This window comes from Bacillus sp. DNRA2 (assembly GCF_012843265.1).
In the GTDB taxonomy this organism is placed as follows: domain Bacteria; phylum Bacillota; class Bacilli; order Bacillales; family Cytobacillaceae; genus Bacillus_BU.
Genome location: NZ_JABAIT010000026.1, coordinates 39327 through 50559 on the forward strand (window position 1 = coordinate 39327; position 11233 = coordinate 50559).

Annotated in this window: 12 protein-coding genes; 1 reads left to right on the plus strand and 11 read right to left on the minus strand. The window is 39.9% G+C overall.

All coding sequences use genetic code 11. The features are described 5' to 3' along the window. Window positions 1–199 precede the first annotated feature (199 nt). Window positions 200–763 carry a class D sortase gene (locus HHO41_RS18520; RefSeq protein WP_169101429.1) on the plus strand — a complete coding sequence of 188 codons (564 nt, stop codon included), beginning with the start codon at window positions 200–202 and terminating at the stop codon, window positions 761–763. A 41-nt stretch (window positions 764–804) separates the two neighbouring features. On the opposite strand, the gene hypE is transcribed toward HHO41_RS18520, so the two are convergent. The 11 genes from hypE to HHO41_RS18575 are packed head-to-tail and all read right to left on the minus strand — an operon-like array spanning window position 805 to window position 10933. Then, the gene (gene hypE, locus HHO41_RS18525) at window positions 805–1806 is read right to left on the minus strand and encodes a hydrogenase expression/formation protein HypE (protein ID WP_169101431.1); all 1002 of its coding nucleotides are present in this window, start codon (window positions 1804–1806) and stop codon (window positions 805–807) included. After that, window positions 1806–2918 (minus strand): hydrogenase formation protein HypD, encoded by a 1113-nt coding sequence (gene hypD, locus HHO41_RS18530; protein WP_169101433.1) that lies wholly within the window; start codon window positions 2916–2918, stop codon window positions 1806–1808. The genes hypE and hypD overlap by 1 nt, the downstream gene beginning before the upstream one ends. Then, window positions 2902–3126 carry a HypC/HybG/HupF family hydrogenase formation chaperone gene (locus HHO41_RS18535; RefSeq protein ID WP_169101434.1) on the minus strand — a complete coding sequence of 75 codons (225 nt, stop codon included), beginning with the start codon at window positions 3124–3126 and terminating at the stop codon, window positions 2902–2904. Before HHO41_RS18535 ends, hypD begins: the two co-directional genes overlap by 17 nt. Then, window positions 3117–5411, minus strand: a complete 2295-nt coding sequence (gene hypF, locus HHO41_RS18540; RefSeq protein WP_169101436.1) for a carbamoyltransferase HypF — start codon at window positions 5409–5411, stop codon at window positions 3117–3119. The genes HHO41_RS18535 and hypF overlap by 10 nt, the downstream gene beginning before the upstream one ends. Then, window positions 5383–6054: a hydrogenase nickel incorporation protein HypB gene (gene hypB / locus HHO41_RS18545; RefSeq protein WP_169101438.1), complete on the minus strand. Its 672-nt coding sequence runs from the start codon at window positions 6052–6054 to the stop codon at window positions 5383–5385. The genes hypF and hypB overlap by 29 nt, the downstream gene beginning before the upstream one ends. Window positions 6055–6060: 6 nt before the next feature. Then, window positions 6061–6411: a hydrogenase maturation nickel metallochaperone HypA/HybF gene (locus HHO41_RS18550; RefSeq protein ID WP_169101447.1), complete on the minus strand. Its 351-nt coding sequence runs from the start codon at window positions 6409–6411 to the stop codon at window positions 6061–6063. A gap of 32 nt (window positions 6412–6443) precedes the next feature. Next, window positions 6444–6860 (minus strand): hypothetical protein, encoded by a 417-nt coding sequence (locus HHO41_RS18555; RefSeq protein ID WP_169101449.1) that lies wholly within the window; start codon window positions 6858–6860, stop codon window positions 6444–6446. After that, entirely contained in the window at window positions 6857–7345 is a 489-nt protein-coding gene (locus HHO41_RS18560) for a HyaD/HybD family hydrogenase maturation endopeptidase (protein WP_169101451.1), read from the minus strand. The genes HHO41_RS18555 and HHO41_RS18560 overlap by 4 nt, the downstream gene beginning before the upstream one ends. Beyond that, window positions 7335–8129 (minus strand): Ni/Fe-hydrogenase, b-type cytochrome subunit, encoded by a 795-nt coding sequence (gene cybH, locus HHO41_RS18565; RefSeq protein ID WP_169101453.1) that lies wholly within the window; start codon window positions 8127–8129, stop codon window positions 7335–7337. The genes HHO41_RS18560 and cybH overlap by 11 nt, the downstream gene beginning before the upstream one ends. A 12-nt stretch (window positions 8130–8141) precedes the next feature. Beyond that, complete coding sequence (locus tag HHO41_RS18570) at window positions 8142–9863, minus strand: nickel-dependent hydrogenase large subunit (RefSeq protein WP_169101455.1); 1722 nt, start codon at window positions 9861–9863, stop codon at window positions 8142–8144. Beyond that, window positions 9860–10933 carry a hydrogenase small subunit gene (locus HHO41_RS18575; RefSeq protein ID WP_169101457.1) on the minus strand — a complete coding sequence of 358 codons (1074 nt, stop codon included), beginning with the start codon at window positions 10931–10933 and terminating at the stop codon, window positions 9860–9862. The genes HHO41_RS18570 and HHO41_RS18575 overlap by 4 nt, the downstream gene beginning before the upstream one ends. Window positions 10934–11233 lie beyond the last annotated feature (300 nt).

The window sequence follows — 11233 nt, forward strand, 5'->3', positions numbered from 1 at the left end:
CTAACTTTTTACACTTAATTAATATTATACAGGTACATTTTTGACAATGAAACCAATTCTAATAACTTTTCGTACAGATTCGACAAATTTCCAACATCGCAAAATGATAAACTCATCTTCCAAATCATTTTCTATTTATCTATAGTTGTTCACCAACTGGAAATATAATAAAGTAATAGTTGAGAGATGGGGGGGTATCATGGTTCGAAAATTATCTATCTTATTAATTATTGTAGGTTTAATAATCATAGGTTATAGCGCTTTTCAAATTTTTAAAACGAAAACTGTACAAACCAATAGCCTTGAAAAAGCACACGAAATTCTCAAAAAACCAAAAGTCGATATTGAAGATTTTTCTCCCTTTATGGGTGATGTTGTCGGGATTCTATCCATTCCGAGAATAGATGCAGAACTACCGATTGTGGAAGGTACTGATGCAGATGATTTAGAAAAAGGTGTCGGTCATTATAAAGGAACTGCATGGCCAATGGGGAATGACCAAATTGTATTATCAGGTCACCGTGATACAGTATTTCGAAGAATGGGTGAACTAGAGATTGGTGATGAACTAATTGTTAAGGTTCCGTATGGTGAATTTTCATATAAAATTGAAGGTACGAAGGTCGTTGACGCTGATGATTTGACCGTCATTAAGCCAACCGCACCTAATGAAGTATTAACCGTTACAACTTGCTATCCGTTCCGATATGTTGGGAATGCACCACAACGATACATCATTAATGCAAAACCTGTCAATAGATAAAGGCTGACCATTTCGTCAGCCTTTTTAATATATTTTAAAAACTAACAAATTCGCGGTAGCATTTTGCCTGTTAGTCTAGTAAGCATTCTTTTAGAACCAATCGGTGTTTCTAATAGCAATTGTCCTTTACTAACACCAGCCACCCGACCAATGATTTGAGCATCTTGACCGATTGGGAAGCTTTTTACTATTTCCAAAGCCCGTTTCGACTCAAGTTCAGAGATGAAGATGATCGCCTTACCCTCATTAGCTAAATAAAGCGGATCAAAGCCCAGCAGATCACATGCTCCATTTACTTCATTCTTCACAGGCAATTTTGCTTCCTCAATGACTAATGTAAGCGAGAAATCCTCTGCGATTTCCACGAGCGTTGTTGCAAGCCCACCCCTGGTCGGATCCCTCATGATTCGAACATCGTCACAATGCTCTGTGACACTGGCTAACATTTGGTTTAATGAAGCACAATCACTATCAATTGGAACTTGAATTCCCAGGTCTTCGCGAGCTGTTAACACCGCCATACCGTGGTCTCCGATTGTACCTGTAATGATAATTTGATCACCCTCATGAAAAAATAATTCAGGGTTAAGTCGCTTTTCAATAATCCCAATACCGGTTGTATTAATGAACACACCATCAGCACTGCCCCGTTCTACAACCTTAGTGTCTCCAGCAATAATTGATACACCAGCATGTTTCGCTTCCTTTGCCATATCCATAACAATTGTTTTTAAATCCGATAAAGAAAACCCTTCCTCTATGACAAAACCACAGGTTAAGTATAATGGCTTCGCCCCACTAACAGCCAGATCATTCACCGTTCCAGCCACAGCTAATTTGCCAATAGACCCACCGGGAAAGAATATAGGTTTAATTACAAATGAATCAGTAGTCACGGCAATTTCGGCTGTAGGAAGCTGTAAAAGGGTTGCGTCGAACATCGATTCGTTCCGATTCCCAAATGCTCCAACAAATAGCTCCTGGATTAATTGATGGCTTAATTCTCCACCATCACCATGTGCTAAGCTGATAATCTTTTCCATTAGAAACTCTCCCTCATGTAATGGTAATAGGCTGAGCAGCTTCCTTCGGCAGAAACCATGCATGGACCAATTGGATTCATTGGTCGACAAGCTTTTCCAAACAAAGAGCATTCGTTTGGTGAAATAATTCCCCTAATGACTTCGCCACAGCGACATTTTGTTTTCTTTGGTGCTTCTAAGGTTATGGAGAACCGCTTTTTAGCATTATACTGGTCGAATTCAGGCTTTAAATCCAAACCACTATTTGATATTACACCAATTCCACGCCATGCTTCATCACAAACCGTGAAATAGGTCTCCATCCAGGTTTTCGCTACTTGGTTACCAGTTTTTGTAACAATCGATTTATGATCGTTAATAATTTTTGCCTCTTTTTTCAAGGACAAATCTATCAATTTATCTATGCCACTTAAAAGCTCTGCTGGTTCGAATCCAGAAATCACTCCAGATACACCGTACTCGTTGACTAAAAATTGATATGAATCTTCACCTAATACAATCGACACATGACCTGGAAGTAAAAAACCATCCAAACGAACATCGCCAGCATCCAATAATGTTCTTAGAATTGGTTCTACTAACTTTGTCGTCATCCATAATGAGAAATTCTTCAACTGAAGTTTATCTGCCTCTCCAACGAGTAAAGATAAAATCGGAATGGTGGTTTCAAAACCAATCCCTAGGAATACAACTTGTTTGTCGGGGTTTTCCTCGGCAATGCGGATTGCATCAACCGGAGAATATAATACCCTTATATCCTTACCAGCTGTTTTAGCATGTAGAAGGTTTTTCGACGAACCAGGAACTCGAACCATATCCCCAAAAGTGCAAATAATCCGATCATCACCTTCACTGAGCGCAATCATCGCATCAATTGATTGCTGATCTGTAACACAAACTGGACAACCTGGACCAGAAATGAGCTTAACATCATCTAATAACGCTTGCTTTACCCCTGATTTCGCCAGAGCCATAGTATGTGAACCACAAACCTCCATATAGGCAGGTTTGCGTCCATAAATACTTTGAAATGTCTGTGCTTTCTCTTTTACCGATTCCAATAATGCTTTACAAATTTCTGGGTTAGAGGACTGTTTAAGTATTTCGAGCATCAGTTAGTTTCCTCCACTCTTCAACACTTATTTTTGCATATTCCTCATCCACGATTGACATCGCTTGACCCGCATGGACAATCACATAATCTCCAATTTCCACTTCAGGGACAAAAATGATACCTACGGTCGTTTGTGTTCCCATTACATCGACAACCGCTGAGTATTCGTGCTTTTCAATTACTTTAGCTGGTACCCCTACACACATGCTGCTCCCTCCCTTATCGCTGACGCAACTAAAAGCTGTCCGTATGATAATCCCCCATCATTGCAAGGGACCTTTTGATGATTGTATACTGTAAAATCATTTGTGAGCAGCTCTTTTGACAGCTTCTCTCGTAAATACCGATTATGAAAACTGCCACCTGACATGACAACCCTATTTGGGCGTGTCGGAAATTTCCGTTTAAGTTCGAGCATTACCGAAACGATAGCTCTGACAATTGTTTCATGAAATCTAGTACTAATTTCTTCAATTGCAGTTCCAACAATGACGTCCTCGGCAATTTCCTGGAGCATTTTGCTAAAATCAAAATCGAACAGACTGTTAGCTCGATTAATTTCAAATGAATAGGGACTGACCTCAGCTGTGAACTCTGTACTTTCACTAAGCTTTATGGCTGCTTCCCCATCATAGGTGGAAACATGGCAAAGCCCAGCCATTGCACTTACAGCATCAAATAATCTGCCGCAAGTTCCCGCCTGTATCGTATTAATATTTTTCTGCAGCATGGTTTGAATAACAGTTAGATCTGACAGTTTCTCAGGGAACAGTTGCTTTGCATACGTAATGCCATTATCACCGAGCAATGAAATAAGCATCGCACTAGCGTTCCGCCATGGTTCTTTTATCGCCTTTTCACCACCAGGAAGCGGTGTATACCTTAAGTGCCCCTGACGTTCAAAGCTCTTGTAATCTCCATAGAGGATTTCAAACCCCCAAATATGGCCGTCAATCCCATATCCTGTTCCATCTAGGATAATTCCATAACATTCTTCTTCCAGTTCATTTTCAGCCATACATGCTGCCATATGAGCATGATGATGCTGTACTTCAATTACTTCATTAAACTTGTAATCCCTAGCAATTTCCCTCGATAAATATCCTGGATGAGTATCAATAACTGCTGTAGTCTTGGGAATATCAACCCATTTTAATATATGGTTTAATTCGTGCTTATAATGATTGATTGTTTCGATATTTTCCAAATCGCCAATATGTGGACCTATAAAAATTTGTTCGTTTCTTCCAATTGAAAAGGTCGTCTTTTGTTGCCCACCAAATGCGACGATACCCGTTACATTCTTGTTAATTGGTAAGGGATCGGGGACGTAGCCTCGTGAACGACGTAAAAAATCCTGATTTTTGTTATTTAGTTGAACAACCGAATCATCTACAGGGTGTAAAATTTCCCGATTATGGATTAAATAAAAATCCGCAATCCCCTGTAAATAGTGAAAAACTGTTTCCTCATTATATATCATCGGTAAACCAGAAGGATTGGCGCTTGTCATCACAAGACACTTCACTTCTGACTCATCGAACAAAAGATGGTGCAGCGGCGCGTATGGAAGCATCACTCCAATAGTATTCATACCTGGTGCAATTCCATCTGCCAAATCATAGGTTTGATTTTTCTTAACAATAACAATTGGGCTTTCAGGACTTAATAAGATGTCTGTTTCTTGACAACTCAGTTCAGCAAAGTTTTTCACTTCATTAAGCGAAGCAGCCATAACGGCAAGCGGCCTTACTTTACGATTTTTTCGTAATCTGAGCAGCTGTACAGCTTCCTCGTTACGTGCATCACAGGCAAGGTGATACCCACCAATTCCTTTAATTGCAATAATTTTGCCTAGTTCAAGTAGTCGAATTGTTTCGCGCAAGGAGTCACTTACTTCAAGGGCAACTCCATTTGCATCGTATAGAAAAATATCCGGTCCACATTTTGGACAGGCAATTGGTTGAGCATGATGCCTCCGATTAAGTGGATTTTCATACTCCGCTTGACAATCTGGACACATTTTAAATGATCCCATCGTCGTGTATGGACGGTCATACGGAAGCTCACGAATAATTGTATACCTCGGACCACATTGAGTACAGTTAATAAAAGGATAACGATAGCGAAAATCTCGCGGGTTACGCATTTCCGTTAGGCAGTCATCACAAACGGCTGAGTCTATCGGAATAACCAACATCGATGCGCCACTACGCTCACTTTTTATGATAGAAAAAGTAGTGAAGCCCACAATCTCGGCTTCAGCTACAATAATTTTGTCAATCTTTGAAAGTCGAGGAGCTTTGTGTTCTAAATCATGAAGGAAGGAGTGAAGCTTTTTTTCTTCCCCTTCAAGGTGTATCTTCACACCATCCATGTTGTTCTGAACGGAACCAAAAAGCTTGTACCGGTCTGCTAGTCCGAATACAAACGGGCGAAAGCCCACTCCCTGAACTCGGCCTCTAACCGATATTCTTTTGGCTGCAATCATATCCCATCACACCTTCAATCCAAGTAAGCCAATTATCAAAACCTTCCTTTGTTGTGGCTGAAATAGGAATCAGTGTAGATTCGGGATTAATCCCTTCTAGATCGATTTTTGCTTGTTCAACATCAAAATTTAAGTATGGCAGCAAATCGATCTTATTAACGAGCACTAACTCGGTTCGCATAAACATTGTTGGATATTTGGGAATTTTATCATTCCCTTCCGGAACACTTAATACGGCAATTTTCTTATGCTGACCTAAATCATAGCCGGATGGACAAACTAAATTGCCTACATTTTCAATAAATAATATATCAATTTCATCCAAATCTAATTCTGCTAAAGCCGCCGCTACCATACGCGCATCTAGATGACATCCGCCATGTGTATTAATTTGTACAGCTTTCGCACCCATTGCCCGGATCCGATCAGCATCCCTTTCAGTAGCCAAGTCCCCTTCGATAACAGCAATTCGATAACGACCAGATAAGGCCCTCACTGTTTCTTCTAGCAACGTTGTTTTTCCCGCTCCAGGTGAACTCATCATATTAATGACAAACGTATTTGTATCAACAAACAGTTCCCTGTTAAATTCCGCTGCCTTGTTATTGTTAGTTAATACATCTGTTCTTAACGTTACTTTCATAGCTTGTTATCTCCCCTCGTATGATAAGACTTGGAACGTTTCACCTGAAGTAATTTTTCCAGATGGCAAAAGGCATATTGGGCATTGAGCAATTCGGTGGTCCGGCTGATACACATGACCACACAAAACACATTCTGCCCTCGCTGCCTCATTATGAATTTCTAATGTGGCAGACGAGTCGATAAAATGAGGATTTTGCTCTTTAAATATTTCAAAAGCCATGACTAAGGCATCGGGCAAGACATTGCTAACTTCACCAACTATTAATTCTACTTTTTGGAGCTTCTTCATTCCCTTTGACTCTGCATCATCTTGAATAATATTTAATACATCACCCATTAATGACATTTCATGCATGAGAATCATTCCTTATTCATGTTGTCACAGCCCTATCGTTTTAGCCCAATATAATATCCACCACTTTTTAGTAATATTGGTAACTCCTCGAAGGCTAAATTCCCAGATTCTGTTTGAAAATTATAATCTTTCGAACAATTAAAACATTTACAAGTTAATAATAGGTTTGATAGATTAAGAAGATTGGAACACGAGGGGCAAATACCGCTCAATGCCCTCATGTTCCCATTTGCATGAATAATATAAATTGGTTTTCCATTGATAAAATATTCATTTACCTTGGAAAACTCTGTATCCATTTGACACACAAACATCCAGCGAATCCCAAGCATAGAGTCAGCGGTCTTTTCCAGCTTCTCAATTTCCTCATCCACAAACGGTTCAGATACCGTTCTAATGGTGCTGAATAACCCCTTCCTCATTTCCTTAAAAAAATCCTGTCTGTTCACATTGCTTCTCTCCAAACTTGTATTTGGTGTTGAACAGCTTCTGCAAGATTAGTTAATTTAGCTTGATTTTCAGGGGATAATTGAACACCAAGTTCCAAACAAGTTGGTTGCATACCGACCATTGCAATGTGTTTTGGATATCTCTCACGCAGCTTTGCAGCAAACAATACTTCCTGGAAACCTAGTTGATGGATTGACATTTTTATACCGAAATAAGCAGGGATCTCCTCACCTTTTAAGGTAATAATCTCGCCGCCTGATTTGCCGGCATTTATCGCATCAATGACAAGTAAATAATCAGTATCCTCGACCGGACCCAACAGTTTCATCCCATCTGTCGAACCTTCGATTATTTCGATTGACTGATCATCTTTATACAGTTCCTCTAATAAGGGAAGAATATGGACGCCAACCCCTTCATCAGAAAAAATGCTATTGCCTATTCCTAATATCGTGATTTTTTTATCTGAGCTGCTATTGTTCATCTTTTCCTCCAATCGCCTTCTTTGGCTCCACTTTATATCCTGTACCAATTGAAGAAAGTGTTCCGTTTCTTTCAAGGTAATCGTCACGCCAAGCTAGGTAAATATGAATCACTGAAAATACCATAAACGCCCAAGCGATTAGATGGTGCCAAGAGCGAATGGAAAAGCTGTCGCCAAAAACACTCGGCACCCATGCAAAAAGAGTCGCGAAAAACGATCCATGCTGAGGTTCAAAGTAAAGATAAAAGCCAGTTAAGATAATCCCAATTGAGCCAATCCCAATGAAAACGATATAGCTCATTATCGCCAAAGGATTATGACCAACGTAATGCGGTTTTTTATGTTTCATAAATAAGTAAAATTTTACAGTTTCAAACATTTCCTTCCAATAAATGAGTCGGAATATGTTTTGTGATGAATATTTGTTACCTGCAAAGATCCAGTAAAACCGAAAAATAGAGTTAATCGTAAATACAAACGCAGCAAAGAAATGTGTATATCGCATCCAACCCATTAAATTAGAATAGTATGCTTCCTCAGGGATGGTTGCAGCTGCGAACGGTTTACCGATATAAATACCCGTCACCATTAAGAAAAGAATTGCGATTGCATTCACCCAGTGCCAAATCCGAACCGGCAACTCCCAAACATAAACCTTGACAACGTCATTGCCAATCGGTTTAGTAATCGGAGGACGATTTCGTCTGAAACTGGTTTCGCTGTTCTCACCAGGTAGAAGCGGTATCGAACCCTTTTTTCGGTGGATAATTTTTGGATTAGGCATAACGCACTCCTCCTATCCGATTCGAATTTCCGTGGATTGTTGATTTTCCAAATCGGTTAAATGAACAGCACAGGCTAGGCAAGGGTCAAAGGAGTGAATAATTCTTAATATCTCTAATGGCTTTTCCTTGTCTAATAATGGAGTACCTTTAAGCGCCGCTTCATATGCACCAATTTTCCCTTTATTATCCTTAGGTGAAGCATTCCAAGTTGTTGGTACAACTGCTTGATAATTCTTTGTCTTACCATCTTCAATTTGAATCCAATGACCGAGTGCTCCCCGAGGTGCCTCCATCCAGCCTACACCTTGTGCTTTTTTAGGCCAGCTTTCTGGCTCCCATTTTGATCGATCAAAGGTGATTTGGTTACCATTTTTCACATTCTTAAATAATTCATCCATATCGTTTCTCATCCAATCAGCAATGAGAACAGCTTCTAAACCACGAGCAACCGTACGTCCAAGTGCTGATTGCAGAGCAGTGATTGGCAATCCAAGTTTGGCAAGTGTACTATCAACGATATTCACAATTTCTTCTTTGCCAGAAGCATATCCAACCATCATCCGTGCAAGCGGACCAGTTTCCATTGGATTTCCCTTCCAACGAGGTGCTTTTAACCAGCTATATTTTTCATCTGTATTTAACTCTTTAAACGGTGCTTTCGGACCAGTATATTTAAGTGTTGTTTCACCATCCCATGGATGCTTACCAACGCCACCTTCTTTACCATCATAGGTGTACCAAGAATGATCGATAAATTCCTGAACATGTTCTGGATTTTTGAGATCAACTTCCAATACTTCATTCACATTTCCATTTAAAATAATTCCGCGCGGCATGCGGTATAGCTTAGGATCATTTATGCTACCAGTTGAGAAATCTCCATAGCATAAATAGTTATTTAATCCCCCGCCATGGGTCCAGTCCTTATAGAATGAACCAATTGCGAGCAGATCAGGAATATATACCTGATTAACAAACTCTTTTGCTTCATCGATTAACTGAGAAACCCGCATTAATCTTTCGGCATGAATTCCGTTATCACTATTGATATCAAGCGGTGTTGCCATACCACCAACTACATAGTGAGGATGTGGATTTTTTCCACCAAAAATCGTATGGATTTGAACTATTTCCTTTTGCCATTCTAACGCTTCGAGATAATGAGCTACTGCTAGTAAATTAACCTCTGCAGGCAATTTATAGGCTGCATGTCCCCAATAACCTTTTGCAAAAATCCCCAATTGACCACTTTCGACAATTTTCTTCACCTTATTTTGAACATCTTTAAAATAACCAGGTGAAGATTTTGGCCAAGTTGAGATTGACTGCGCCAGTTTTGAAGTCTCATCTGGATTTGCACTTAACGCGCTGACCACATCAACCCAGTCCAAAGCATGGAGATGATAAAAATGGACAACGTGGTCATGCAAGAATAACGTTTCATTCATTATTTCACGTATTAAGTGCGCATTACGAGGTATTTCTATTTTCAAGGCATCCTCAACTGATCGAATCGAAGCTAAGGCATGTACTGTCGTACATACACCACATATCCGTTGCACAAAAGCCCATACATCCCGTGGATCTCGGTCACGAACAATGAGCTCTAAGCCGCGAACAGCAGTCCCCGAACTATAAGCATTTTTTATTACCCCTGCATCATCAATATCCGCTTCAATCCGTAAATGCCCTTCAATTCTTGTTATCGGATCAACAACTATTCGCTCGCTCATTCATCTTCCCCCCGCTTTTCATCATGTTTCTTTTTCATCACTGTAAGACCTGCATGGGCAAGAACTCCGGCTGCGGTAAGTCCGACTGCCGTTGCACCTATTTGATCTGGGTTGATTGTTGTTTGAGTTCCTGGAATTTTTGCACGGCGAACAAAGAATGGACCATTATCCCAAAAACCTTCCTCCGAACAACCAATACACGGATTTCCGGATTGTATTGGATAACTCACACCACCATTCCAACGCATTTCTGCGCATGAATTATATGTAGTTGGCCCTTTACAACCTACTTTATAAAGACAATATCCTTGCTTTGCACCTTCGTCGTCGAAGGACTCGACGAATAACCCAGCATCAAAGTATGCTCGGCGATTACACTTATCATGAATTCTATGTCTATAAAATGCTTTCGGACGACCTAAATGGTCTGTTTCCGGAAGTGAACCAAACGTAATAAAATGAGCAATTACTCCGGTCATAACCTCAGCAATTGGAGGACAACCAGGAACTAATATAACGGGTTTACCTGATACGAATGCAGTGATTGGTTTAGCGCCCGTTGGATTCGGCTTAGCAGCAGCTATTCCGCCCCATGACGCACAACTTCCATAAGAAATGATAGCTGCTGCTCCTCCTGCAACCTTCTTAAAGGTTTCCTTCGCAGCGTTTCCAGCAACACTTAAATAAGCATCATCATCTGGTATGCTGCCTTCACATGCCAAAATATATTTACCATCATAATCCTTTAATACTTGTTCCATTGCTTCATCTACCTGATGACCACTTGCTGCAGATAACACCTCAGAATACTCGAGTGAAATCATATTAAATAAAACGCTTTCAACCTTTGGATGGGCACTTCTGATAAATGATTCTGAACAACCTGTACAATCTTGAAATTGCAACCAAATGACAGGAACACGAGATTTTGTCTCCATAGCCTTGACGACTTTATCATTCTGGGAAAAATCCAAGCCAATCGCAGCTGTTAAAGCAGTACACATTTTCAAAAAGTCACGTCTGGAAAAACCTTGTTCTAAAGCTGATTCATAAATCGTCTTCTCTCTCATCTTCGTTCCCCCCTCTTTATATTATTGAAAAAACAATGATTTCAGAAAAATTATATCGTACAAATGAAAAAAATATCCAATTGTTACATTATTGACACAAATTCTTCTTAACTGCATTAACACTATGTTATATGTTAAAAACGCGGATTATCATTATTCTTTTGTATAAATATGCAATAAAATATCAGCTAATATTATTGCAAGAACAAAATCGCTAACGCGACTTAATACCCACGACCCAAGTGAAGGTTATTCACTTGGGTCTTTTCTCGCCTGGCGCATTGTTCCATTACAAAAAGG

Coding starts and splice junctions, on each gene's coding strand:
- HHO41_RS18520 (WP_169101429.1), top strand. CDS start 200: ATGGTTCGAAAATTATCTATCTTATTAATTATTGTAGGTTTAATAATC.
- hypE (WP_169101431.1), bottom strand. CDS start 1,806: ATGGAAAAGATTATCAGCTTAGCACATGGTGATGGTGGAGAATTAAGC.
- hypD (WP_169101433.1), bottom strand. CDS start 2,918: ATGCTCGAAATACTTAAACAGTCCTCTAACCCAGAAATTTGTAAAGCA.
- HHO41_RS18535 (WP_169101434.1), bottom strand. CDS start 3,126: ATGTGTGTAGGGGTACCAGCTAAAGTAATTGAAAAGCACGAATACTCA.
- hypF (WP_169101436.1), bottom strand. CDS start 5,411: ATGATTGCAGCCAAAAGAATATCGGTTAGAGGCCGAGTTCAGGGAGTG.
- hypB (WP_169101438.1), bottom strand. CDS start 6,054: ATGAAAGTAACGTTAAGAACAGATGTATTAACTAACAATAACAAGGCA.
- HHO41_RS18550 (WP_169101447.1), bottom strand. CDS start 6,411: ATGCATGAAATGTCATTAATGGGTGATGTATTAAATATTATTCAAGAT.
- HHO41_RS18560 (WP_169101451.1), bottom strand. CDS start 7,345: ATGAACAATAGCAGCTCAGATAAAAAAATCACGATATTAGGAATAGGC.
- cybH (WP_169101453.1), bottom strand. CDS start 8,129: ATGCCTAATCCAAAAATTATCCACCGAAAAAAGGGTTCGATACCGCTT.
- HHO41_RS18570 (WP_169101455.1), bottom strand. CDS start 9,863: ATGAGCGAGCGAATAGTTGTTGATCCGATAACAAGAATTGAAGGGCAT.
- HHO41_RS18575 (WP_169101457.1), bottom strand. CDS start 10,933: ATGAGAGAGAAGACGATTTATGAATCAGCTTTAGAACAAGGTTTTTCC.